General features: G+C 68.4%; 23 protein-coding genes and 1 tRNA gene. 16 read left to right on the top strand and 8 right to left on the bottom strand.

All coding sequences use genetic code 11. The features are described from left to right. Nucleotides 1–16 precede the first annotated feature (16 nt). Both RS84_RS16095 and RS84_RS16090 read left to right on the top strand, forming a co-directional pair. A tRNA-Lys gene (locus RS84_RS16095) sits at nucleotides 17–89 on the top strand. Between the two features lie 97 nt (nucleotides 90–186). Beyond that, on the top strand, nucleotides 187–588 hold the full coding sequence (locus RS84_RS16090; RefSeq protein WP_160298185.1) for a protease inhibitor I42 family protein: 402 nt from the start codon (nucleotides 187–189) through the stop codon (nucleotides 586–588). Nucleotides 589–591: 3 nt separating this feature from the next. On the opposite strand, the gene RS84_RS16085 is transcribed toward RS84_RS16090, so the two are convergent. Genes RS84_RS16085 through RS84_RS16070 form a run of 4 tightly spaced genes read right to left on the bottom strand, consistent with a single transcriptional unit; the run spans nucleotide 592 to nucleotide 3,591 of the window. Further along, a complete protein-coding gene (locus RS84_RS16085; RefSeq protein ID WP_045258765.1) occupies nucleotides 592–1,071 on the bottom strand; it encodes a YbaK/EbsC family protein in 480 nt (159 codons plus the stop codon). A gap of 41 nt (nucleotides 1,072–1,112) precedes the next feature. Then, nucleotides 1,113–2,336: an MFS transporter gene (locus tag RS84_RS16080; protein ID WP_045258764.1), complete on the bottom strand. Its 1,224-nt coding sequence runs from the start codon at nucleotides 2,334–2,336 to the stop codon at nucleotides 1,113–1,115. Continuing rightward, nucleotides 2,333–2,770, bottom strand: a complete 438-nt coding sequence (locus RS84_RS16075) for a MarR family winged helix-turn-helix transcriptional regulator (RefSeq protein ID WP_045258763.1) — start codon at nucleotides 2,768–2,770, stop codon at nucleotides 2,333–2,335. Before RS84_RS16075 ends, RS84_RS16080 begins: the two co-directional genes overlap by 4 nt. Nucleotides 2,771–2,805: 35 nt before the next feature. Continuing rightward, the gene (locus tag RS84_RS16070) at nucleotides 2,806–3,591 is read right to left on the bottom strand and encodes an IclR family transcriptional regulator (RefSeq protein WP_045258762.1); all 786 of its coding nucleotides are present in this window, start codon (nucleotides 3,589–3,591) and stop codon (nucleotides 2,806–2,808) included. A gap of 106 nt (nucleotides 3,592–3,697) precedes the next feature. On the opposite strand from RS84_RS16070, the gene RS84_RS16065 reads away from it, so the two are divergent. From RS84_RS16065 to RS84_RS16055, 3 genes are read left to right on the top strand one after another with little or no spacing between them, the layout of a single operon-like run. Then, nucleotides 3,698–4,486 (top strand): CoA transferase subunit A, encoded by a 789-nt coding sequence (locus RS84_RS16065; protein WP_045259260.1) that lies wholly within the window; start codon nucleotides 3,698–3,700, stop codon nucleotides 4,484–4,486. A 1-nt stretch (nucleotide 4,487) separates the two neighbouring features. Then, the gene (locus RS84_RS16060; protein WP_192626762.1) at nucleotides 4,488–5,135 is read left to right on the top strand and encodes a CoA transferase subunit B; all 648 of its coding nucleotides are present in this window, start codon (nucleotides 4,488–4,490) and stop codon (nucleotides 5,133–5,135) included. Next, nucleotides 5,132–6,316: an acetyl-CoA C-acetyltransferase gene (locus tag RS84_RS16055; RefSeq protein ID WP_045258761.1), complete on the top strand. Its 1,185-nt coding sequence runs from the start codon at nucleotides 5,132–5,134 to the stop codon at nucleotides 6,314–6,316. The genes RS84_RS16060 and RS84_RS16055 overlap by 4 nt, the downstream gene beginning before the upstream one ends. A 27-nt stretch (nucleotides 6,317–6,343) precedes the next feature. Here RS84_RS16055 and RS84_RS16050 read toward each other — a convergent pair whose 3' ends face one another. Further along, on the bottom strand, nucleotides 6,344–6,622 hold the full coding sequence (locus RS84_RS16050) for a hypothetical protein (RefSeq protein WP_045258760.1): 279 nt from the start codon (nucleotides 6,620–6,622) through the stop codon (nucleotides 6,344–6,346). Next, a complete protein-coding gene (locus tag RS84_RS16045) occupies nucleotides 6,619–7,824 on the bottom strand; it encodes a PLP-dependent aminotransferase family protein (RefSeq protein WP_235281509.1) in 1,206 nt (401 codons plus the stop codon). The genes RS84_RS16050 and RS84_RS16045 overlap by 4 nt, the downstream gene beginning before the upstream one ends. 190 nt (nucleotides 7,825–8,014) lie before the next feature. On the opposite strand from RS84_RS16045, the gene RS84_RS16040 reads away from it, so the two are divergent. The 8 genes from RS84_RS16040 to RS84_RS16005 all read left to right on the top strand — a co-directional run bounded on the left by RS84_RS16040 (nucleotide 8,015) and on the right by RS84_RS16005 (nucleotide 18,397). Beyond that, complete coding sequence (locus RS84_RS16040) at nucleotides 8,015–9,244, top strand: MFS transporter (protein WP_045258759.1); 1,230 nt, start codon at nucleotides 8,015–8,017, stop codon at nucleotides 9,242–9,244. Between the two features lie 48 nt (nucleotides 9,245–9,292). Then, nucleotides 9,293–10,702, top strand: a complete 1,410-nt coding sequence (locus tag RS84_RS16035) for an alpha,alpha-trehalose-phosphate synthase (UDP-forming) (RefSeq protein WP_045258758.1) — start codon at nucleotides 9,293–9,295, stop codon at nucleotides 10,700–10,702. Nucleotides 10,703–10,744: 42 nt separating this feature from the next. After that, on the top strand, nucleotides 10,745–11,539 hold the full coding sequence (otsB, locus tag RS84_RS16030) for a trehalose-phosphatase (RefSeq protein WP_045259257.1): 795 nt from the start codon (nucleotides 10,745–10,747) through the stop codon (nucleotides 11,537–11,539). Between the two features lie 9 nt (nucleotides 11,540–11,548). Continuing rightward, the gene (ilvD, locus tag RS84_RS16025) at nucleotides 11,549–13,267 is read left to right on the top strand and encodes a dihydroxy-acid dehydratase (protein WP_045258757.1); all 1,719 of its coding nucleotides are present in this window, start codon (nucleotides 11,549–11,551) and stop codon (nucleotides 13,265–13,267) included. Between the two features lie 92 nt (nucleotides 13,268–13,359). After that, entirely contained in the window at nucleotides 13,360–15,162 is a 1,803-nt protein-coding gene (locus RS84_RS16020) for an acetolactate synthase large subunit (protein WP_045258756.1), read from the top strand. Between the two features lie 2 nt (nucleotides 15,163–15,164). Further along, on the top strand, nucleotides 15,165–15,674 hold the full coding sequence (ilvN, locus tag RS84_RS16015; RefSeq protein ID WP_045258755.1) for an acetolactate synthase small subunit: 510 nt from the start codon (nucleotides 15,165–15,167) through the stop codon (nucleotides 15,672–15,674). Nucleotides 15,675–15,741: 67 nt separating this feature from the next. Beyond that, the gene (gene ilvC / locus RS84_RS16010; protein WP_045258754.1) at nucleotides 15,742–16,770 is read left to right on the top strand and encodes a ketol-acid reductoisomerase; all 1,029 of its coding nucleotides are present in this window, start codon (nucleotides 15,742–15,744) and stop codon (nucleotides 16,768–16,770) included. A 151-nt stretch (nucleotides 16,771–16,921) separates the two neighbouring features. Then, nucleotides 16,922–18,397 carry a DUF5129 domain-containing protein gene (locus RS84_RS16005; protein WP_045258753.1) on the top strand — a complete coding sequence of 492 codons (1,476 nt, stop codon included), beginning with the start codon at nucleotides 16,922–16,924 and terminating at the stop codon, nucleotides 18,395–18,397. Here the strand turns inward: RS84_RS16005 and RS84_RS16000 are convergent. Beyond that, the gene (locus RS84_RS16000; protein ID WP_045258752.1) at nucleotides 18,388–21,228 is read right to left on the bottom strand and encodes an FAD-binding and (Fe-S)-binding domain-containing protein; all 2,841 of its coding nucleotides are present in this window, start codon (nucleotides 21,226–21,228) and stop codon (nucleotides 18,388–18,390) included. The two genes, RS84_RS16005 and RS84_RS16000, sit on opposite strands and share 10 nt — an antisense overlap. A gap of 71 nt (nucleotides 21,229–21,299) precedes the next feature. On the opposite strand from RS84_RS16000, the gene RS84_RS15995 reads away from it, so the two are divergent. After that, on the top strand, nucleotides 21,300–21,956 hold the full coding sequence (locus RS84_RS15995; protein WP_045258751.1) for a GntR family transcriptional regulator: 657 nt from the start codon (nucleotides 21,300–21,302) through the stop codon (nucleotides 21,954–21,956). Here the strand turns inward: RS84_RS15995 and RS84_RS15990 are convergent, their stop codons facing one another. Beyond that, nucleotides 21,957–22,898: a hypothetical protein gene (locus RS84_RS15990; RefSeq protein ID WP_045258750.1), complete on the bottom strand. Its 942-nt coding sequence runs from the start codon at nucleotides 22,896–22,898 to the stop codon at nucleotides 21,957–21,959. A 78-nt stretch (nucleotides 22,899–22,976) separates the two neighbouring features. Here RS84_RS15990 and RS84_RS15985 point away from each other — a divergent pair, with 78 nt between their 5' ends. Continuing rightward, on the top strand, nucleotides 22,977–23,444 hold the full coding sequence (locus RS84_RS15985; RefSeq protein WP_045258749.1) for a hypothetical protein: 468 nt from the start codon (nucleotides 22,977–22,979) through the stop codon (nucleotides 23,442–23,444). Beyond that, on the top strand, nucleotides 23,441–23,782 hold the full coding sequence (locus RS84_RS15980) for a hypothetical protein (protein ID WP_045258748.1): 342 nt from the start codon (nucleotides 23,441–23,443) through the stop codon (nucleotides 23,780–23,782). The genes RS84_RS15985 and RS84_RS15980 overlap by 4 nt, the downstream gene beginning before the upstream one ends. Nucleotides 23,783–23,832: the final 50 nt, after the last annotated feature.

Below are 23,832 nucleotides of genomic sequence, written 5' to 3'. Positions count from 1 at the left end.
ATGCTTCCCGGGCCACGCACCTCTAGCTCAATCGGCAGAGCAACTGACTCTTAATCAGTGGGTTCAGGGTTCAAGTCCCTGGGGGTGCACGGATCAGCCTCGGAAACTCTCGCCAGTTTCCGGGGCTTTTCTGCGTCCGGCGTGGGTGCTGCGATAGCGTGACCCGCGGAGGGCGTCATGAGATCGATGAGACGAGCACTGGCGGGTGTGGCCGCTCTTGTGGCCGCGTGTGCGGCGCTGACGGCGTGCACCGGTCCGGCGGAGAAGACGATCGAGTACACGCAGAGCGCGGTCACAGTGCATGTCGGGGAGACCCTGGTGGTTCACATGGGCGAGATCAACTCGTCTGTGGGCACGGACTGGGTGATCACGACGAAGCCTGATTCGGCGGTGCTCGGGGAGGGCGAATCGGAGTACGTCTCCGACGATCCGGATCCGGCGCCGGGATCATCCAGCGACCTCAGCTACCGGTTCGAGGCCACGGGCGCAGGGACGACCGTGGTCGCGTTCGAGTACCAGTTCCGGGGTGCGGTGCCGGACGACCCCGACGAGCAGAAGTCCGCAGAGATCACCGTCACAGTGAAGTAGCGTTCAGGCGACGGCGATGACCTGGCCGCCGGTGAGCTTCTGCAGTGAGGAGAACGTGAGCGGCATGACCGTGTGCGGGTGCCCTGCGGCGGCCCAGAGCTCGTCATGCTCGGCGAGCGCCTCGTCGATGTAGGTGGGCAGGGGAGCCGGGTGTCCCGTCGGTGCGACCCCGCCGATCGCCTGTCCTGTGGAGGCGCGGACGACGGATGCCGGGGCCATCGCCACATCCCCGGCGCCGATGCTGCGGGCCACCACTGCGAGGTCTGCGCGATGTCCGCCGCTTGTCATGACCAGCACGGGAGAGCCGTCGGCGAGGAACACCAGGCTGTTGGCGATCGCGGCGACGTCGCACCCGATGGCGGCAGCCGCCTCGGGAGCGGTGCGAGCTGAATCGGGCAGCACGCGGATGCTCGTCTCGATTCCGGCATCCGCCAGATGCTGAACGACGAGCCTGCTGCGTTCGGGGAGATCGGGAGCTGTCATCGCCCCAAAATACCGAACGCGGCAGGCTCGTCGAGAACTCGTCAGGCGGCGTCGCCGAGCAGGATCGCCTGCGCGTCCTCGGCCGCGTCAACCGCCTCGTCGTCGATGTGCGCGAGCGCCTTGCGCCCGATGAGCACCGTGAGCGCGGCGATCAGCACTGCGGCGGCCGCGAACAGGTAGGGCACGGTCGCGTTGAAGCCGTGCCACAGCGCGGCGGCGATCGGAGGAGCCATCGCGCCGCCGAGGAAGCGCACGGCGGAGTAGGCCGAGGACGCGACCGAGCGCGGCAGATCGGTCGCCTCCATGACCGCCTCGGTGAGCACGGTGTTCATCACCCCGAGCAGCAGGCCGCCGATGATGATGCAGATGACGAGGGCGGTCGCGGATCCGACCAGCAGGCCGGCGACGACCAGGTCGACGGCGAGCAGCGGAAGCACCGTGAAGATGATGCTCGTGCGCTTCATGCGGCGCATCAGGATCGGAGCGACCCACACGCTGGTGATGGCCAGTGCGACGCCCCAGCCGAAGAACGTGAAGCCGATGCCCATGGCGCCGAATCCCAGCGGGAACGGAGAGAAGGCGAGCAGCACGAAGAAGCCGATGTTGTAGAAGAGGGCCGCGATCGCCAGAGTGGCCAGCGCCGGCCGGCCCAGCGCTTTGAACGGAGCGGAGAACGGCACGGGCTCGCGCTTCTCGTCTGCGCCCTTGAGCAGAAGGAGGATCGCCACGAACGCGACCGCCATGAGCACGACGACGCCGAAGAACGGGGCGCGCCAGCTCTGCTCGCCCAGGATGCCGCCGAGCAGGGGGCCGATCGCGATGCCGAGGCCGAGAGCGGCCTCATAGAGGACGATGGCGGCCCCGCTGCCGCCTGACGCTGCGCCGACGATCGTCGCGAGCGCGGTCGAGATGAACAGCGCGTTGCCCAGGCCCCAGCCGGCGCGGAAGCCGATCACGGCGTCGACGCTGCCGCTGAGCGCGCAGAACAGGGCGAACACCACGATCAGGGCGAGGCCGATGAGGAGCGTCTTCTTGGCGCCGATGCGGCTGGAGATCCAGCTCGTGACGAGCATCGCGAGGCCCGTGACTGCCAGATAGCTGGTGAAGAGAAGCTCGGTCTGCACCGGTGTCGCCTCGAGCGATTCGGCGATCGCGGGGAGGATCGGATCGACCAGGCCCATGCCCATGAAGGCGACGACGCAGGCGAAGGCGACGGCCCAGACCTGGGCGGGCTGCTTCCACACGGACGGTGCGGGGGTGTTCAACGTACTGCTCCTGTCGATTGTGTTGCGGTGTGCGTGGCGAGGATCTCGGCCGCGCGGGTCAGTGTCGCCCAGTCGTCGTCGTCGAGATCGGCGAAGCGAGGGGCGAGGATGTCTCGGAACTCGGCGCGCCAGTCGTTCAGCGCGGTGGCCCCCGCGGGCGTGATCTCGACGACGATCGCTCGAGAGTCGTCAGGATCGGGGGAGCGGAGCACGAGACCGTCGCGCTCGAGGCCGCCGATCAGCCGGGTCATGCCCGGCTGGGTCGTCCGCGAGGCCGCGGCCAGCTCGCCGACCCGCCTTCCGCCCTGCTGGTTGAGCAGACTCAGCACCCGCCACTGCGCGGCCGGCGCCTCGTTGCCCGCCTCGTGGGCGGCGATGCGAGCGAGCGCGTAGCCCGACAGCACGATCGAGGGGATGATCTCCGCACGTTCCATACCAAAAAGTATATACCCAATGGTATGTATCTGATTCAGTGCCGGGCGGCGATCCTGTTCGAGAGCTGGTGCGCATGCGCCATCAGGGTGCGGCCGAGGTCTGCGATGCGATCGGGGCCGAAGCGGAACTCCACGCCGGTGAGGCTGAGCGCCCACTCGGGGCGGCCGGCGCGGTCGAAGACCGCGGCTCCGAGTCCCCAGCTGCCCTCCACGATGAGTCCGGGGTTGAGGGCGTACCCGCGCTCCTTGGTCTCGGCGAGACGTGTGCGCAAGGGCGCCGGCGCGTGCTGCCGCCCCCAGGCGGACGCGAGCTCGGGGTGCCGGGCGATGTAGGCATCCACATCATGGTCAGGCAGGAACGACAGGATCGCGAGTCCTGCGCTCGCGACGCCCAGCGGGAATCGCACGCCCTCGCTGAGCACGAACGACCGGATCGGGAACGAGCCCTCCTCGCGCAGCAGGCACACGGTCTCGTCGGCCCTGCGCACCGAGAAGAACGCGCTCTCCTCCGTCTTCACCGCGAGCGAGCGCACGATGTCGCGTGCGAGCTCCGTGACGTCGTACCGTGCCGCGGCGACCGTGCCCATCAGGAAAAGCTCCGGGCCGGGCATCCAGCGGCTCCGTTCGTCGTCGCGATCGACGAGACCTTCCGCCCTGAGCGCGCTGAGCAGGCGATGCACGGTCGAGCGGGAAAGCTCGGAGGAGCGTGCCAGGTCTTGCAACGATGCGCCGTCAGAACCGCTCGCGGTGACCAGGCGCAGCAGCAGCGCGGCGCGGGCGATGGCCTGCGCGCCGGGGACGCTGCGGGACGACGATTCCATAATGTGGACGCTACCCTCCAGATCGACCACATCACAAGAAGGGCCTTCCGTCGTGCGTGAGAGCTGGCGGATGCTGGAGGCAGGACACGTCTTCGAAGGAGCACGCGTGATCGACAAGCAATGGAACTCGGCAGCGGATGCCGTCGCCGACATCTCCGATGGATCCTCCCTCGCTGTCGGCGGCTTCGGCCTCTCGGGAAACCCGATCGCCTTGATCGAAGCCCTGCTGGCCCAAGGGACCAAGGATCTCCGCATCGTCAGCAACAACTGCGGTGTGGATGACTGGGGGCTGGGGGTGCTCTTGGGCGCGCAGCGCATCCGCAAGATGACCTCCTCGTACGTCGGCGAGAACAAGGAGTTCGAGCGCCAGTTCCTCTCTGGTGAGCTCGAACTCGAACTCACCCCGCAGGGAACGCTTGCCGAGAAGCTCAGGGCGGGGGGATCGGGGATCGCGGCCTTCTACACGCAGACCGGCGTCGGCACGCAGGTCGCTGAGGGCGGACTGCCCCGGCGTTACAACTCCGACGGAAGCATCGCCGTGGCCTCGCCGCGCAAGGACGTCCGCACCTTCGAGGTCGACGGGGAGCCCCGCGAGTTCGTGCTCGAAGAAGCGATCACGACAGACTTCGCCCTTGTTCACGCTGCCTACGGCGATCGCCACGGCAACCTCGTCTTCAACAAGGCGGCGCGCAACTTCAACCCGCTCGCGGCGATGGCCGGACGGGTCTGCATCGCTCAGGTGGAGCAGCTGGTCGAACCCGGTGAGCTCGACCCCGACAGCATCCACCTCCCCGGCGTCTACGTGCACCGCATGGTCGAGGTGGGCACCGACATCCCCAAGCGCATCGAGCGGCGCACGGTCTCTGCTGCTGCACCCGCTTCGGAAGGAGCCTGACATGGCGCTCACACGCGATCAGATGGCAGCCCGCGCCGCTGCAGAGCTGCAGGACGGCGCCTATGTCAACCTCGGCATCGGCCTGCCGACGCTCGTGCCCAACTATGTTCCCGAGGGCGTGACCGTCGTCCTGCAGTCCGAGAACGGCATCCTGGGGGTCGGCCCGTACCCGAGCGAGGACGCGGTCGATCCCGATCTCATCAACGCGGGCAAGGAGACGGTGACGGTGCTGCCAGGGTCGGCGTTCTTCGATTCCGCGACGAGCTTCGGGATGATCCGCGGCGGAAAGATCGACGCCGCCATCCTGGGCGCCATGCAGGTGTCCGCCACAGGCGATCTCGCGAACTGGATGATCCCCGGCAAGATGGTCAAGGGGCCGGGCGGCGCGATGGACCTCGTGCACGGCGCCGGGCGCGTGATCGTCCTGATGGAGCACGTCGCGAAAGACGGCTCGGCGAAGATCGTGAACGACTGCTCCCTGCCGCTCACCGGTCGCGGCGTGGTCGACCGGATCATCACAGACCTCGCGGTGATCGACGTGACCGATGCCGGTCTCGTCCTCGTCGAGACGGCACCCGGGGTCTCCGTCGACGACGTCATCGCCGCCACCGAACCCGCACTGATCATCAGCGAAGGAATGAACTCATGAGCGCCACAGACATCGTCATCGTCGCTGCGGCCCGCACCCCGCAGGGTCGACTCAAGGGGCAGCTGTCGTCATTCACCGCCCCGCAGCTCGGAGCGTTCGCGATCCGCGGCGCACTCGAGCAGGCGTCCATCGACGCGGGCGACGTCGATGCCGTGATCATGGGGCAGGTGCTTGCGGCCGGCTCCGGCCAGAATGCGGCGCGTCAGGCCGCGATCGGTGCGGGCATCGGCTGGGAGGTCCCCGCGCACTCGGTCAACAAGGTGTGCCTCTCGGGCCTCACCGCGATCATCGACGCGGCGCGGATGATCCGGCTGGGGGATGCCGAGGTCGTCGTGGCGGGAGGCATGGAGTCGATGACCCGCGCCCCGCACCTGCTGATGGGGTCACGCGACGGCTGGACCTACGGCAGCGTCGAGGTGCTCGACCACATGGCCTTCGACGGACTCACCGACGCGTACGACCGCGAGAGCATGGGGGCATCGACCGAACGTCACAACGACCGCTACGAGCTCACTCGAGAGGCGCAGGACGCCGTCGCCGCGCTGTCTCACCAGCGCGCCGCCGCCGCACAGGAGGAGGGCGTCTTCGATGCCGAGATCGTGGCGGTCGAGGTGCCGCAGCGGCGCGGGCCCGCGCTCTCGGTCACGGCCGATGAGGGCGTGCGTCCCGACACGACGGTCGAATCCCTCGCCGGCCTGCGCGGGGCGTTCGCCGAGGGCGGGTCGATCACGGCCGGCAACTCCTCGCAGATCTCCGACGGCGCCTCGGCGGTCGTCGTGACGACGCGCGGGACCGCCGAGGCGAAGGGCTGGCCCGTGTTGGCGACAGTGGGGGCGAGCGGCCAGACCGCCGGTCCCGACAACTCCTTGCAGGCTCAGCCCGCACGAGCCATCGAGAAGGCCTGCGAGAAGCAGGGGATCGCGCCGGCAGACCTCGACATCGTCGAGATCAACGAGGCGTTCGGCGCTGTCGTGGCGCGCACTCAGACGGAACTCGGTCTCGACAGCGACATCGTGAACATCCACGGCGGCGGGATCGCGATCGGTCACCCGATCGGAGCCTCCGGCGCGCGCCTCGTGGTGCATGCCGCGCATGAACTCGCGCGCCGAGGTGCGGGGATCGCCGCGGTCGGGCTCTGCGGGGGAGGCGGCCAGGGCGAGGCTCTCATCCTCACGCGCTGATCGGCGCTGGACGGAGGCGCCTACCGGTCACTTCCGATTGCGCCCCCGCTCCTTCGCCCGCTGCTTCTCGGCCTTCTCTCGCTCCTTGGCCTGCTTCGCCGCGATCGGCGAATCCGGTGCGACCGGGAGTCCGCGGTTCGCGCGGTACACGTCGACGACGGCGCCGATCGCGAGAGCGACCGTGATACCCCAGCTCGCCCACGCGAGGACGGCGCGCCACGTGATCGGTGCGTTGCGCGAGCCGCTGAGAAGCGTCTTTCCTGCGGTGATCGCGCCGATGAGTCCGGTGCCGAAGAGGTAGTTCATCCCTTCACGCTACCCGGTGCATCCCAGGCTGCGCCGAGCCTTGACAACCCGGTGCGGATTCTGTCAGGTGAGTAGGTCGTGAAAGACAGGCGGAGCGCCCGTTCGTCCGCAGCGCCGGCGAAGAACGGCGCTCCCGGTACATAGGCGACGTCGTGAGCGATCGCTCCCGGCAGCGCTGCTGAGGCATCCATCCCCTCCGGCAGCCGGGCCCAGACGAACATCCCGCCGTCGGGGCGGTTCCACGTGCTCCCCGAGGGCAGCGCCGACGGCAGAGCGGCGAGCATCGCATCCCTTCGGTCGGAGTACGCCGTGCGGATGCGCTCGAGAGCCGAGGGGGCGCGGCCGGAGGTGAGGTAGTGCGCGGCCGCGGCCTGATCGATCGTGGACGTATGCAGGTCCGCTGCCTGCTTCGCGATGGTCACGGCGTCCCGGACGTCGGCCGTCATGCGGATCCATCCGATGCGCAGTCCCGGTGCGATCACCTTCGAGAGACTGCCGAGGCTCAGGACATGCTCGGGAGCGAAGGTCGCTATCGACGGCAGCTCGTCTCCCGAGTAGCGAAGCTGACGGTAGGGCTCGTCCTCGATGATCCGGAAGCCATGTCGCCGGGCGGCGTTCGCCATCCGCTTCCGCGCCTCGATGCCATGGGTGCGCCCGGTCGGATTCTGGAAGGTGGGAACCGTGTAGAGGAACTTCGGGGAGTGCTCGCGCGCGAGCGACTCGAGAGCGTCGAGATCCAGATGATCGCCCAGGTACGGCACCCCGATGACCCGCGCGCCGGCCAGCGCGAAGGTCTGAAGAGCCGCGAGATAGCAGGGCTCCTCGACGAGGATGGTGTCGCCGGGGTCGAGAAGCGCGGTCGAGAGCAGACCGAGCGCCTGCTGTGAGCCGGTCGTCACGAGGAGAGAGGCCGGGTCGGTGGGCAGCCCGGCCGCCGCATACTGCCTGGCGATCTCTTCGCGCAGGAGAGGGTTGCCTTCGGAAGTCGAGTACTGCAGCACGGTCGGGCTCTGCAGCACCTCGTCGTAGGAGGAGCGGATGCCGTCGAGATCGAACAGCTCGGCGGCAGGGAGCCCGCCCGCGAAGGAGATCACTTCGGGCCGCTCCGTGAGAGCGAGCAGATCGCGCACGGGCGAGGTCTTCGCCGATCCTGCTCGACGCGAACGCTCCGGCAGCGCGGTGCGGGTCTCTGTCATCGTCATGGCTCCTCCTCACGCGGATGACGAACAGGCTACTGCGAGGACTGTCAGGCCCCGCGCGGTGTGACGCGGTAGCCTGGAACGGTCGCGGTGCGCCGCGACCGCAAGTCGTGCATCTACCGGACATCGGCTTCCCGATGGACAACGGCGGCACCCGGACACGCGCCGGTTCGGCGCGCGAGAGCCAACCTCCATGCACAATCCTTCTCAGCCGAGCCTGTTCCGCATCGCCGGTCTTCCGTACTTCGTCATCGCGTTCGTCGCGCGTCTCCCGTTCGCCATGATGGTGGTCGGCGTTCTGACCGTCGTCGTCTCCGCGCGGGAGTCCCTGTCGCTCGGCGGGCTCACCTCCGCCGCCGTCGGGCTCGGCACCGCGTGCTTCGGTCCGCTGCTGGGCGCGGCCGCCGACCGGTTCGGGCAGCGCCCCGTTCTCGTGGTCCTCGCCGTGGCGAACGCCGCAGCGCTCGTCGCCTTCACATTCGTCGTCTACAGCGCGGCCGTGGACGTCTTCGTGCTGCTCGCGGCGTTCGGCATCGGAGCGACGGCGCCGCAGGTCGCCCCGATGTCGCGGTCGCGGCTGGTCACGATCATCGCCGATCGGATGCCGGAGCAGAACAGGCAGCGCACGATCTCAGGCACCATGGCCTACGAATCCGCCGCCGACGAGACCGTGTTCGTCTTCGGACCATTCCTGGTCGGCATCCTGGCCTCCGCGATCGCGCCATGGGCGCCCCTGGCGATCGCCGCCATCCTCATCGTCGTGTTCGTGGGCGCGTTCGGCCTGCATCCCAGTGCACGCGCGGTGTCGAAGCAGCGCAACGCAGACGGCTCCGCGCCGTCGGCCGTGGGGGAGCTCTTCCGACCTCAGCTGCTGATCGTGCTGATCGGGACTCTCGGCGTCGGCCTGTTCTTCGGGACGATGCTCACCGCGCTGACCTCGTTCATGGCCGATCGCGGTGCTGCCGAGCAGGCCGGGGTGTTGTACGGGGTCATGGGGGTCGGCTCCGCGATCCTCGCCCTGGGCGTCGCCTGGCTCCCGCCCCGCTTCTCGATGAGGGCGCGCTGGCTCGCCTTCAGCGGCATCCTCCTCGCTGGCACCCTGCTGCTCCCGTTCGTGGACTCGCCCGGCGCGATGATGGTCGCGCTGGGCATCATGGGCGCGGGCATCGGCCCCACCCTCGTGACGCAGTACAGTTTCGGCGCCGCACGCAGCCCGCTCGGGCGCTCGGCCACGGTCATGACGATGCTCGGCTCGGCGATCGTCGTCGGGCAGTCGCTCGGCGCAGCGCTCACGGGCCAGATCGCAGAGAACGTCGGAACCTCGACCGCTCTCGTTCTGCCGATCATCGCCGCGGCGGTCGCCTTCACCGCAGGCATCGTGAACTGGCGTCTCAGCGCGATACACCGGCGTCGCGTCGATTGAGCGCCCGCCTGGGTAGCCTGGAGTGACCGCACGCGTGAGGAGACCACCATGGCCGTCGCAGATTTCGTCGTCGTAGCGAACCGACTTCCCGTCGACCGCATCGAGGGTCCGAACGGCGAGGAGGAGTGGCGCACCTCTCCGGGCGGTCTCGTCGCCGCACTCGAGCCGATGATGCGCAGTGCGCACGGCGCCTGGGTGGGGTGGCCGGGCCAGGCCGATCTCGAACTCGAGCCGTTCGAGATCGGTGGAATCGATCTGATCCCGGTGACGCTCAGCGCCCAGGAGGTCGCCGAGTACTACGAGGGCTTCGCGAACGACACGATCTGGCCGCTCTACCACGATGTCATCGCGCCGCCGCAGTATCACCGCGAATGGTGGGAGGCCTACGTCGTCGTCAACCGGCGTTTCGCCGAAGCCGCGGCGTCCGCGGTCGCGAAGGACGGCACGGTGTGGGTGCATGACTATCAGCTCCAGCTCGTGCCGCAGATGGTGCGCGAGCTGCGCCCCGATGTCACGATCGGGTATTTCCACCACATCCCGTTCCCCGCGCACGGTCTCTACGCACAGCTGCCCTGGCGCGACCAGGTGCTCAGGGGCCTGCTCGGGGCCGACGTGATCGGATTCCAGCGCGCTCAGGACGCGACCTACTTCCTCACGGCGGTCCGTCGTCGTCTGCGTTACGAGGTCAAGGGCTCGGCGGTGTCCGTGCCCAGCGGCCCGGGGGAGACCCGGACCGCGGTCGCACGCGCGTTCCCCATCTCGATCGACACGGCTCCGTACATCGAGCTCGCCGCGCGTCCCGAGGTGCAGGCGCGAGCAGCGGAGATCCGGGAGAGCCTCGGCAACCCCGCACGCATTCTGCTCGGGGTCGATCGCCTGGACTACACCAAGGGGATCGGGCACAGGATCAAGGCCTATGGCGAGCTGCTCGCCGCGGGGCGTCTGCACGTCGAGGACGTGACGCTGGTGCAGGTCGCGAGCCCGAGCCGCGAGCGCGTCGACGCGTATGCGCACCTGCGCGACGAGATCGAGCTCGCCGTCAGCCGCATCAACGGCGACACCGACACCGTGGGGCACACCGCGATCCGCTACCTGCATCAGGGATACCCGCGCGAGGAGATGGTGGCGCTGTATCTCGCGGCGGACGTCATGCTCGTGACGGCCCTACGAGACGGCATGAACCTCGTCGCGAAGGAGTACATCGCCACGCGCGCCGACAACCGCGGCGTGCTCGTCCTCAGCGAGTTCACCGGCGCTGCCGACGAGCTTCGCCAGGCCGTCCGGGTCAACCCGCACGACATCGAGGGCCTCAAGGACGCCATCATGGAGGCCGTGCACATGCCGCCACGGGAACAGGGCCGCCGGATGCGCGCGCTGCGCAAGCGCGTGCTCGAGAACGACGTCGACGCCTGGTCGTCGTCGTTCCTCCGCGCCCTGGACGAGGTCCATCCGCGCTGAGTCGTGCGGATGCCGGATGAACAGCAGCAGATCGGAGATGTCATGACCCGCACCTGGACCCCAGGAACTTCGGATGCCGCGCTCACCGCCATCGCGCGGACGCCGCGGCTCGTGGTCGCACTCGACTTCGACGGGACGGCGTCGCCCTTCGTGCTGGAGCCGATGTCGGCTCGGGCGCTGCCGGAGATCGTCGCGCAGGTCGAGCGGCTGAGCGCCCTGCCCGACACGGTCGTCGCGTACGTCTCCGGCCGCAGCATGGACGACCTGCGGGTGATCACAGAGCACCATGACGACTCGCCCGTGGTGCTGGCAGGGTCGCACGGCGCACAGTACTGGTACCCGGGGATCGGCCTGACCGAACCCGTGGCGGAGGCGCGCGACGCGGAACGCGACGATCTGTGGGCCGCCGTGCGCCCCATCGTCGCGAAATACGACGGCGTCGAGTTCGAGCCGAAGACATACGGGGTGGGCGTGCACACGCGCGGTGCAGCGCCCGAGGTCGAGGAGGCGGTGTTCGCCGAGGTCGACGCGCTCGTCGCCGAGCGCTTTCCGCAATGGCGTCGTCGTCCCGGGCATCACGTGCTGGAGTTCTCCTCGCGCGCCGAGGGCAAGGATGCCGCGATGGTCGCGCTGCGCGCACAGTTCGATGCCACCGGCATCCTGTTCGCCGGCGACGACGTCACAGACGAGGACGCGATGGGGGTGCTCGGCGAGGGCGACCTGGGCGTGCGTGTGGGCGAGGGAGCGACATCCGCGATCCTGCGTGTCGGAAGTCCACAGGAGATCGCTCCGCTTCTCAGCGTGGTCGCTGACATACGAGGCGCCGCACGGGAATAGACTTCCTGCATGTCCTCGCATGATCCCGAATCGCCCGAGTCCGTCGACATCAAACCCCGCAGCCGCGTCGTCACCGACGGCATCGAGGCGACCACTTCCCGGGGGATGCTCCGTGCGGTCGGCATGGGCGACGCCGACTGGGACAAGCCGCAGATCGGCATCGCCTCGAGCTGGAACGAGATCACGCCCTGCAACCTGAGCCTTGACAGGCTCGCTCAGGGAGCGAAGGAGGGGGTGCACTCCGGCGGAGGCTACCCCCTGCAGTTCGGCACCATCTCGGTCTCCGACGGCATCTCCATGGGCCACGAGGGCATGCACTTCTCGCTGGTCTCGCGCGAGGTCATCGCGGACTCCGTGGAGACGGTGATGATGGCCGAGCGCCTCGACGGCTCCGTGCTGCTCGCCGGATGCGACAAGTCGATCCCCGGCATGCTCATGGCCAGTGCCCGACTCGACCTGTCGAGCGTGTTCCTGTACGCCGGCTCCATCGCACCCGGATGGGTGAAGCTCTCCGACGGCACCGAGAAGGACGTCACCATCATCGACTCGTTCGAGGCCGTCGGCGCATGCCGGGCCGGCCTCATGAGCGAAGAGGACCTCAAGCGCATCGAGTGCGCGATCGCGCCGGGCGAAGGCGCCTGCGGCGGCATGTACACCGCGAACACCATGGCGTCGGTCGCCGAGGCGCTCGGACTCAGCCTGCCAGGATCCGCGGCCCCGCCTGCGGCCGACCGCCGCCGCGACTACTTCGCGCACCGCTCGGGCGAAGCGGTCGTGAACCTGCTTCGTCAGGGCATCACGACCCGCGACATCCTCACCAAGGAGGCCTTCGAGAACGCGATCGCGCTGGCGATGGCGCTCGGCGGCTCGACGAACGTCGTGCTGCACCTGCTCGCCATCGCCCGCGAGGCCGAGGTCGAGCTGAGCCTGCACGACTTCAACCGCATCGGCGACAAGGTTCCGCACGTCGCCGACATGAAGCCCTTCGGCAAGTACGTCATGAACGACGTCGACCGGCACGGCGGCATCCCGGTGATCATGAAGGCGATGCTCGACGAGGGGCTGCTGCACGGCGACGCGCTCACGGTCACCGGAAAGACGCTCGCCGAGAACCTCGCCGAGCTCGACCCCATGCCGATCGATGGCGAGGTCATCCACACCTTCGACGACCCGATCCACGCGACGGGCGGGCTCACGATCCTGCACGGCTCACTGGCTCCCGAGGGTGCCGTCGTGAAGACCGCGGGCTTCGATGCCGCGGTATTCGAGGGCACCGCGCGCGTCTTCGAGCGGGAGCGGGCGGCGATGGATGCCGTCGCCAACGGCGAGATCGAGAAGAACACCGTGATCGTGATCCGCTACGAAGGCCCCAAGGGCGGGCCCGGCATGCGGGAGATGCTCGCGATCACCGCCGCCATCAAGGGCGCGGGGCTCGGAAAAGATGTACTACTCTTGACAGACGGACGATTCTCAGGCGGCACAACCGGCCTGTGCATCGGCCACATAGCACCCGAAGCGGTGGACGCAGGTCCTATCGCCTTCGTGCGCGATGGTGATCTGATACGGGTCGATATCGCAGCTCGTTCTCTCGACCTACTCGTCGACGAGTCGGAGCTCGCCTCCCGCCGTTCTGGCTGGGAGCCGCTTCCCCCGCGCTATACCCGTGGCGTTCTTGCCAAGTACTCGCGTCTCGTGCGGTCCGCCGCCGAGGGCGCGACGACCGGCTGATCCGAATGAACCGGTGCTGAGCCCGCCGACGCACCGAGCCTCAGATGCTCCGGCATCCGACGTCGCCTCCAGACCATCAGTAAGGAAGTCCCATGACTGCTGACTCCGTCTCGGCCGTGCCGAGACCGCCCGCCGCCAAGTCCGCCGCTCCGGAGATCACGGGAGCCGAAGCCGTCGTCCGCACGCTCGAACTCCTCGGCGTGACAGACGTGTTCGGCCTTCCCGGCGGCGCCATCCTCCCCGTCTACGACCCGCTCATGTCGGCGACTCAGCTGCGTCACATCCTCGTGCGTCACGAGCAGGGCGCGGGCCACGCGGCCGAGGGCTACGCATCCTCGTCCGGCAAGGTCGGCGTCTGCATCGCGACGTCCGGTCCCGGCGCGACCAACCTCGTCACCGCGATCGCCGATGCGTACATGGACTCGGTTCCGATGCTCGCGATCACGGGACAGGTGTTCTCGACCCTCATGGGCACCGACGCGTTCCAGGAAGCGGACATCGTCGGCATCACCATGCCGATCACCAAGCACTCGTTCCTGGTGAAGGATGCCTCGGAGATCCCCGGTGCGATCGCGGCGGCCTACGAGATCGCCTCGACCGGCCGCCCCGGCCCCGTGCTCGTGGACATCACGAAGGACGCGCAGCAGGACACGGCGCCGTTCATCTGGCCGCCGAAGTACGAGCTGCCTGGCTACCGGCCCGTGACCAAGGCCCACGGCAAGCAGATCCAGGCCGCTGCGGCCCTGCTCGCCGAGGCGAAGAAGCCGGTCCTGTACGTCGGCGGCGGCGTGGTGCGCGGTCGCGCGGCGGCTGAGCTGCTCGACCTCGCAGAGACCACCGGCGCACCGGTCGTGACGACGCTGATGGCGCGCGGGGCCTTCCCCGACTCGCACCACCAGCACCTGGGCATGCCGGGAATGCACGGCACGGTTCCCGCCGTGCTGGCGCTGCAGGAGGCCGATCTGCTCGTCTCGCTCGGCGCGCGCTTCGATGACCGTGTGACGGGCAAGGCCGCACTGTTCGCGCCGCACGCGAAGGTCGTGCACGTGGACATCGATCCCGCCGAGATCTCGAAGATCCGCACGGCCGACGTGCCGATCGTCGGCGACGTGCGCGACGTGCTGATCGATCTCGAGACCGCGTACCGCGGCGCGATCGGAGATGGCAAGCCGGACATCGAGGAATGGTGGTCGTATCTCGACGGGCTCCGCAAGGAGTTCCCTCTCGGATACGCGCCCACGACCGACGGCCTGCTCGCTCCGCAGTACGTGATCCAGCGCATCGGCGAGCTCACCGGGCCCGAGGGAATCTACGCCGCGGGCGTCGGACAGCACCAGATGTGGGCCGCGCAGTTCATCAAGTACGAGCGCCCCAACGCCTGGCTGAACTCCGGCGGCGCCGGCACCATGGGTTACTCCGTGCCCGCCGCGATGGGCGCCAAGGTCGCCGAGCCCGACCGCCCGGTGTGGGCGATCGACGGCGACGGATGCTTCCAGATGACCAACCAGGAGCTCGCGACCTGCACGATCAACAACATCCCGATCAAGGTCGCGATCATCAACAACTCGTCCCTGGGCATGGTTCGCCAGTGGCAGACGCTGTTCTACGACGGACGCCACTCGAACACCGATCTGAACACGGGCCACGGCACCGTGCGCATCCCGGACTTCGTCAAGCTCGCCGAGGCGTACGGCTGCCTCGCGATCCGCGTCGAGAAGGAAGACGAGGTGGATGCGGCGATCAAGCTCGCCCTGGAGACGAATGATCGCCCCGTGGTCATCGACTTCGTCGTCAGCGCCGACTCCATGGTGTGGCCGATGGTGCCGCAGGGAGTGAGCAACAGCTACGTCCAGTACGCCCGCGACCACGCGCCCGCTTTCGACGAGGAGGACTGACCATGTCGACTCACGTGCTGAGCCTGCTGGTGGAGAACACCCCCGGCCTCCTGACCCGCGTGGCCGGGCTGTTCGCCCGCCGCGGCTTCAACATCGACTCGCTCGCGGTGGGCGTGACCGAGGTGCCCGGCATCTCGCGCATCACCGTCGTCGTCGACGTCGAGGACCTTCCGCTGGAGCAGGTGACCAAGCAGCTGAACAAGCTGATCAACGTCATCAAGATCGTCGAGCTGGACTTCTCGACCTCTGTGCAGCGCGAGCACATGCTCGTGAAGGTGCGCACCGACAACTCGACCCGCTCGAACGTGATCGAGGTCGTGAACCTCTTCCGCGCCTCGGTGGTCGACTACGCCTCCGATGCCCTGGTGATCGAGGTCACCGGCGACAAGGGCAAGGTCGACGCGATGCTGCGCGCGCTCGAGCCGTTCGGCATCAAGGAGATCGCCCAGTCCGGCCTCCTCGCCATCGGGCGCGGCGGCAAGAGCATCACCGAGCGCGTCCTGCGCGGCTGACACGAACCTGGGTCCCTGAGCCTGGCGAAGGGCCCGAAGCAGAACCACAACCAAGGAGAAACACACAGTGAGCACCGAGATCTTCTACGACGCAGACGCCGATCTGTCCATCATCCAGGGCAAGAAGGTCGCGATCGTCGGCTACGGCTCTCAGGGCCACGCCCACGCGCAGAACCTGCGCGACTCGGGCGTCGAGGTCGCGATCGCCCTCAAGGAGGGCTCGAAGTCCGCCGCGAAGGCGGAGGAGGCCGGGTTCCCGGTCAAGACCGTCGCCGACGCGACCGCGTGGGCCGACCTCATCATGATCCTCGCGCCGGACCAGCACCAGCGCACCATCTACAGCGAGTCGATCGCACCGAACCTGACCGCGGGCAAGACCCTCGCCTTCGCGCACGGCTTCAACATCCGCTTCGGCTACATCGACGCGCCCGAGGGCGTCGATGTCATCCTGATCGCGCCGAAGGCTCCGGGCCACACGGTCCGTCGCGAGTTCGTCGCGGGCCGCGGCATCCCGGACATCATCGCCGTCGAGCGCGACGCCTCGGGCAGCGCCTGGGCCACGGCCCTGTCGTACGCCAAGGCGATCGGCGGCACCCGCGCCGGCGTCATCAAGACGACCTTCACGGAAGAGACCGAGACCGACCTGTTCGGCGAGCAGGCCGTGCTGTGCGGCGGTATGAGCCACCTGGTGCAGGCCGGCTTCGAGACGCTGACCGAGGCGGGCTACCAGCCGCAGATCGCCTACTTCGAGGTTCTGCACGAGCTCAAGCTCATCGTCGACCTCATGTGGGAGGGCGGCATCGCCAAGCAGCGCTGGTCGATCTCCGACACGGCTGAGTTCGGCGACTACGTCTCCGGCCCGCGCGTCGTCGACGCCCGCGTCAAGGAGAACATGAAGGCCGTTCTCGCCGACATCCAGTCGGGTGCCTTCGCGAAGCGCTTCATCGAGGACCAGGACAACGGCGGCCAGGAGTTCCTGGCGCTGCGCGCCAAGGAGGAGCAGCACCCGATCGAGGCGACCGGCAAGGAGCTCCGTGCGCTCTTCGCCTGGAAGCAGCAGGACGAGGACTACGTCGACGGCAGCGCTGCGCGCTGACGGCGCCGTAGCCTTCGGAAGACTGTGCTGGTCGGGCCGCTGTCGCGGCCGCCGGCCCTTCGGGCCTGGGTCGACGGCAGCGCTGCGCGCTGACCGGTGACACTGAGAGGGCGTCCCTTCGGGGGCGCCCTCTTGTCGTTAGGGTGGGGGCATGTCGCGACCAGCCGCCCGCGCGGGATCCGTTCTCGCCGGAGTCCTCCTGTTCATCCTGTCGATCGTCGTCCCGTCCCTCGGAGCTATGGCCGCCGCGGACGACGATCTCGTGATCATCGACACCGCGGGCAGGCTCGACGTGCCGCGCCTGGAGCAGGAGCTCTCTGGCGTCGACTTCTACGAGCCGACGACCGTGGTGATCTACACGTACAGCGGTGAGTACGACGACAAGATGAACGAGAAGGTGCTCGAATATGCGCGAACCGAGCACCCGGAGTGGATCAGCGCCGACGGGCAGAAATGGGCCAACGGCCTGTTCATCTTCGCGCTCGACCCCGACGGACGTCAGGTCGGAACCTACTTCGGCGACGATCGCACTGTCTCGCTCGACGATCAGACCTCGATCCAGGATGCTGCGAAGGACGACTTCCGAGCTGCCTTCTGGACCGACGGGATCATCGCGGGTGTGACCAAGGCGGCCTCTCTGATCAACCGCCCGTGGTATGCCTCGCCCGGCTTCATCGGCACCACGGCCGTCGCCGGCGTCGCCGGCATCGGAACCTGGATCGGCATCGTCGCCGTTCGTGCCAGCAGGCGTGAGAAGTTCGCACGGGAGCTCACGCGTGGAGGAGAGCACCTCACCGCCGTGACCATGGATCTCGACATGACCGAGCTGTCTGCGCGCACGCTTCCGCGCGAGTCATCGTTCGCGCAGCGACTCGAGCAGCGGTTCCATGATTTCAGCGGACGGTACTACGGCGCCGTCGAAGAGCAGCAGCGCCTGCAGGCGCTGAGCAAGAGGGAGCGATCCCGGTCGGGGAGTCCCGAACAGGCGAGGAAGTTCGCTGACGAGGCGGCCGAGATGGACTTCGTCGACGACGCCATCGTCAACGCGGCGGCCCTGCTGACACGCTCGGCGACGTGGGAGAGGGCATGGGCGGCGCAGGCCGAGCCCGTGCGCGAAGACGTGCGAGCGATCTCGGCGCTGACGGCCGATCCGGCCGCCCAGGGCTCGGCATCCGTGCAGGCGCTCGAGAGCTTCCAGGCATCGGCGGATTCTGAGATCGAGAAGCTCGGGGCGGGCCTGCGAGCCCAGACCATCACTCCGGAGGCCGCGCTGGAGGCGCTCGAGTCTCTGCGTGCCGAGCTGTCTCGTCTGCTCCGAGAGCACTCGAGGGCTCTCATCGAGGTGTACGCGAAGACGAACGAAGAGCGTCAGGCGATGGAAGCCGCGATGGAGCGCGAACGGCGGTCTGCGCAGCCTCGGTCAGGGGTGATCCTCGACACGGTCTACGGCCCGGGCCAGTTCTGGAATCCGATCGTGTTCGGTGCCGGCTACAGCGCAGGCGTGAGCAGGGTCGAATCAGATCGTGCGGCCGCCGCGAGCAGTTCGTTCTCCTCGGGCGGATCGTCGACCGGATACGGATCGAGTGGCGGCAGCTTCTCCGGATCGGGGAGCTCTTCTCACTTCTGAGTCGGCCTGCTGCACTCCTCGAGCACCTCGGCAATGTGGCGGTACGGCCGTCCGGTCGCCCGCGTCATTCCGATCTCGCAGGTGCGATTGGCGGAGACGAAGGCGTCGAACGCTCCTTCGCGCTCGGCCCCGCGCAGTTCGGCGGCCTCCACGGCGGTCGCGCTCGCGGTGAGTTCGGGGTGCAGCATCCCCCGGTCGCCGGCGAACGCGCAGCATCCCCAGTCCTCTGGCACGTAGATCTCCTCAGCGACAGCGGAGGCGATGGTCTTCAGGGCGGGCGTCGCGCCCAGCGCGGTCGTGGAGCAGGAGGGATGCACCGCTATCCTGCGGAGGCTGCGTGACACGTCCAGGCGGGGGAGCACCTCGCGGGCGAGGTAGGCGGTCGCATCTTCGATCTCGAGTCCCGCGTACTCGGGGTGCTCGTCGCGCGCCTTCGCGAGCATCACATGAAGCCCCTCGGTGCACGATGCGGCATCGCAGACGACCGGCAGCCGGCCCTCGTGGCTCGCCGACCAGAGTGCGGCGAGGGTGCGCTCGGTCATCCTGTCATAGCCGGCGAGGTGTCCCTTCGACTTCCACGGGGTGCCGCAGCAGAGCGATCCGGTGTGCCCGGGAACCACGAACGGGATGCCTGCTCTCGAGAGCAGGGTCATGACGGCATCCCTCGAACCTGCGCCGTGGCCCTCGGCGCCGAACATGGTCCCGATGCAGGCCCCGAAGAACACGACCTCCGCGTCTGGGGGCGTCGCAGCTGCAGGAGACGTCGATCCGCCGCGCGGCAGGCCCGCGTCGTACAGCGGAACGGTGTCATCGCCCAGCACCGCTCGAGCACCCTTGGTGACGCCGGTGACCAAGGGTGCGGGCAGGGCATCGGCGACGGTCAGGGCGAGCCCGCCGACGCGGGTGATCGCACCCCACCCTCTGGCCGCAGCATCCCACAGTCCGTCCTCGATCTTCGAGCTCTGTTCGGCCCGCAGCCGGCGCACCAGGTCGCCGGTGTTGATGTCGACCGGGCAGGCGACTGCGCACATGCCATCGACAGCGCACGTCTGGACCCCGTCGTAGTCGTAGTCGGCGCGCAGCTCGGCGAGCTGCCGGATGTCACCCTGCTGCTCCGCCCAGGCCATATCCCGGCGCAGCACGATGCGCTGACGTGGCGTAAGCGTGAGGCTCCTGCTCGGACAGCTGGGTTCGCAGTAGCCGCACTCGACGCAGCGGTCCACCTCCTTCTCGACCGTGGGCACCCGCTTGAGATCGTGCAGAAAGGAGTCCGCGTCGTCGGAGAGAACGACCCCGGGGTTCAGGATGCCGTCCGGGTCGATCAGGCGCTTGATCTCCCACATCATGTCGGTGAGCTCGTCGCCGTACTGCCTGCGCACGAACGGGGCCATGATCCGGCCGGTGCCGTGCTCAGCCTTGAGGGATCCTCCCTGGCCGAGCACCAGGTCGACGAGATCGTCGGTGAAGCGCCGGTAGCGTTCAACGCTGGATGGGTCGTCGAAGCGCTCGTTGAGCAGGAAGTGGACGTTGCCGTCCTTCGCGTGGCCGAAGATCACCGAGCCTTCGTACCCGTGGTCGGCGAAGAGCCCGACCAGCCGCTCGCACGTGGCGAGAAGCCGGTCGACGGGAACGACGATGTCTTCGAGCAGCGCGGTGGTTCCTGAGGGGCGCGCTCCGGCGACCGCGGTGTAGAGCCCCTTGCGCACGTGCCAGAGCGCAGCACGCTCCGCGGCATCCGTGGTCAGGCTCGCCGGTACCGCGAGGGGCAGCATCCCGAAATGGGCGAGCGCCCTCGTTGCGTCGCTGTCGAGCTCGGCGGCGTCGCCGGCGTGCACCTCCACGAGAAGAGCGGCGTGCACACCGACGTCGATCGCGGCGATCGCGGCTGGGACGTCGGCGAGTCCCTGCGCGACCCGCAGCGAGGACGCATCCATCAGCTCGATGGTGGCGAGCCCGAGCGCCGCCAGGTCGGGCAGCGCCGCCATCGCATCGGACAGCGTCTCGAAGACGAGGAGTCCCGTGGCGATCGCCGGACGGACTTCGATCGTGCGGAAGCGCGCCTCCGCGACGAAGGCCAGCGTGCCTTCGGAGCCGATCACAAGATGCTCGAGGATGCGCACCGGGTCGTCGAAGTCGAGCAGCGCGTTCAGGCCGTAGCCCATGGTGTTCTTCATCGAGAACTGGTGTCGCACGAAGGCGACGTTCGATGGCGAGGAGAGCAGGCGCTCCCGAAGCATCAGCAGCCCGTCGGCGATCTCCGGATCCGTCGACCTGAGCTGCTCATTCGCATCGGGTGCAGCGGTGTCGAGAATCGTTCCGCTCGGCAGCACCAGCACCATCGACTCGATCGTCCGGTATGAGTTCTCGACGATGCCGCAGGCCATGCCGCTGGAGTTGTTCGCGACGACGCCGCCGATCGTGCACGCGATCTCGCTCGCGGGGTCGGGGCCGAGCTTGCGCCCGAACCGGGCGAGACGCGTGTTCACCTGCCGGACGGTCGCTCCCGGGCCCACCCGCACCCAGGCGCCGTCATCCGCCGCCACGATGTCGCGGAAGTGGCTGCGCGTGTCGACGAGGATGTCGCCGCTGATGCCCTGGCCGGACAGGCTCGTGCCTCCGGAGCGGAAGGTGAGCGTGCGCCCGGCTGCGCGAGTGGCGGCGAAGGCGCGCGCGACGCCCTCCGCATCGACGGGAGAGATCACGGCATCGGGTATCAGCAGGTAGTGCGAGGCATCGTGAGCGCGAGCGAAGCGGTCGATCGAGCGCACGTGCACCTCGGTCGACGGTCCCAGAAGCGCGGGATCCAGGGGTTCGGCGAGCGTTGTCGACACGGTGCTCCTCACTGAGAACAGGATTGTCTGACAAGTGTACCGACAGTTGGTCGCTTCACTAGGCTGGATGCATGACGACGGATGCCTCTCTGGGAGTGATCGGCGTGGTGGATGCTGTCACCGCCCAGCTGCGCACGAAGATCCTGAGCGGTGAGATCCCATCCGGAGCGGCGCTGACCGAGGCGGCCGTCGCCCAGACGTTCGGGGTGGCCCGGCCCAGCGCGAAGGCGGCGATTGAGCAGCTCGTCGCCGGCGGCCTGCTCGTACGCACGGCGCATCGCAGCGCCCGCGTCGTCGACATCGACGCCGACACGGTTCGCGACGTCTATCGCACCAGGGCACGGCTCGAGAGTGCGGCGCTGCGTGAGCTCGCGCGATTCCGCACTGTGCCGGACGCCGCGCGCACCGCGAACGCCGAACTGCTCGCCATGCCCCCCGGACCCGATCCCGCGACCGTCGACCCCGATCTGCGCTTCCACACCGCACTGATCGATGCGCTCGAGAGCGACCGGACGGGGCGCATGTATCGCAGCGTGCTCGATGAGGTGCGGCTGTGCATGGCCCAGGTGCAGGGCAGAAGGCTGCTGGATGCCGAACAGATCGCGGCGCAGCACGCGGCCATGCTCGACGCGGTCGCGGCAGGAGACGGAGATCTCGCCGCCGACCTGCTGAGCGCCCACCTCCTCTCCGCTCAGGAGAGGCTCGTCGACGCGCTCAGCAGGGACTGATCACTCGGCGGGCGTCTGCTCCGGTTCCGGCTCGGCGGCATCCGGGATCTCGATCGGCGCATCGGAGGGATCGGCCCACACCGGAGCAGGGAGGGTCGTCTCGGTCGCACCGTCGCGGATCGCCCGCAGAGCCTCGACGATCTCGGCGGAGTTCTCCGGGACGGCGAGGTCGCACTTCTTCAGCTCGGAGGCGAACTCGAGCGTCAGACGGCTCTTGCCCGACTCGATCGCCTCGGCCGTCGTGCCTGTGCGGATCTCGCTGCCGGTCTGCACATCCGAGACGGAGTCGCACACGTGGTACACCTGGCCGCCGTCGACCCAGACCACCTCGTCCTTGCCCAGCAGCTGGATCACGGTCGACTGGTCCGCCGTGTACTGCTCGACGGACGGCGGGTTGAAGTCCACGCCGAGGATCACAGCCAGCGCCGCCAGGACGATGCCGACGATGCCCGCCGTGGTCTTCTGGCCCTTGTCCATGTCCTTGTTCAGGAAGATCAGGATGATCAGCGGCAGGAAGGCCACGATGGCGATGATGGCGCCCAGCTGATTCTGGACGAAGAAGCGGAAGGTGTCGGCCCTGCGGGCGGGATCCAGACGGTTCGCCTTCTTCCACAGCATCGATCCGATGATCGACAGCGCCGCGATCACCACCAGCAGCACGAGAAGGGTGATGAACGCCCACTGGGGGAAGTGCGCCGTGACACCCGGCTCGGAGAGCAGTCCGGTGTCGGGGTCGCGGACGAGCTCTCCGTCTTGGCCGGTGTACTCGCGCTGCCGGAGCAGCCAGAAGATCGCGACCGCCTCGGCGGCGATCGCGACCGCCCACAGTACGGCCGCGATCCAGCGGAACGTCGTCGCCTTCGACTTCGCCTCGGCCGTGGGCTTCCAGTTCGCCGCAGGCTCGGCGACCTCGTTGCTCTTGTTCTCTGCCACTTCCGGCATCCCTTCCCCCTGCCGCGCGAGCGCGTGCAGCCCTATGATTCCCTGAGCCTAGTGGAACCGGTGTTCTACGCTGGGGGCATGAGCTCCGATTCCGATGACGCCCTCACGTGGGACGGCGATGACGCCGCCTCGAGACCGGCGGCCGCGCTGCCCCAGGGATGGAAGGCCGTGGGCAAGGGCAGCGGGCCGGTCGAGGAGGCGACAAGCGAGGGGGATGCCGCAGCAGCGCCCGATGCGGAGGAGCCCGTAGGCCTCAGCACGACGATGCTGCTCCTTCTCGGCGTGATCGGCGGCGTCTACCTGCTCTACGCCGTGGGCTGGGCGATCGGCGGCCTTCGGCTCAAGCCGCTGGCGAATCTGATCGTGGATGATGCGATGTTCCTGCCCTGGTTCGTGCTCGCGATCGCAGCTCCGGCGATCTGGTTCCTGACGACATGGGTGCTCACGCGCGGCAGGGCTTCGTGGATCAGGGTCGGCGTGCTGCTGCTCGGGGTCGTGCTGCTCGTGCCCTGGCCATTCGTGACGGTGGGGGTGATCGGGTCATGAGCGAGACCGTCTCGGCCTCTCGAGCTCCACGCTGGGTGGTCTCGGTGGTGACGGGGATCGCAGGCCTGTTCTACGCCTACGCGATCTGGAACGCCGTCGCGCATCTCGTCTCGATGGCGCAGAGCGGTCTCACCGGCGCCGGCTGGCTGACGCTGGGGTTCGGCGTGCTGTTCCCCGCGCTGGTGTTCTCGTTCGCGCTCGTCATCGGTCGCAGGCGCAGGCTGGGGGAGTACGCGCTCGTCCTGCTCGCCGGGCTCGCGCTCGTGGCGGTGTTCTGGCTCGACCTCATCGGGTACAGCATCCTGAACATGAGCGACCTCGTGCTGCAGACCTCCTGACCTGCGCCGACACACGGCACGGGGTAGCGGAGCGGCTCCGGTACAGTTGA

The organism is Microbacterium hydrocarbonoxydans, assembly GCF_000956475.1.
Taxonomy (GTDB): Bacteria; Actinomycetota; Actinomycetes; order Actinomycetales; family Microbacteriaceae; genus Microbacterium; species Microbacterium hydrocarbonoxydans_A.
The sequence above is the reverse complement of the archived record's forward strand: the minus strand, read 5'-3'. Positions and strand labels throughout refer to the sequence as shown.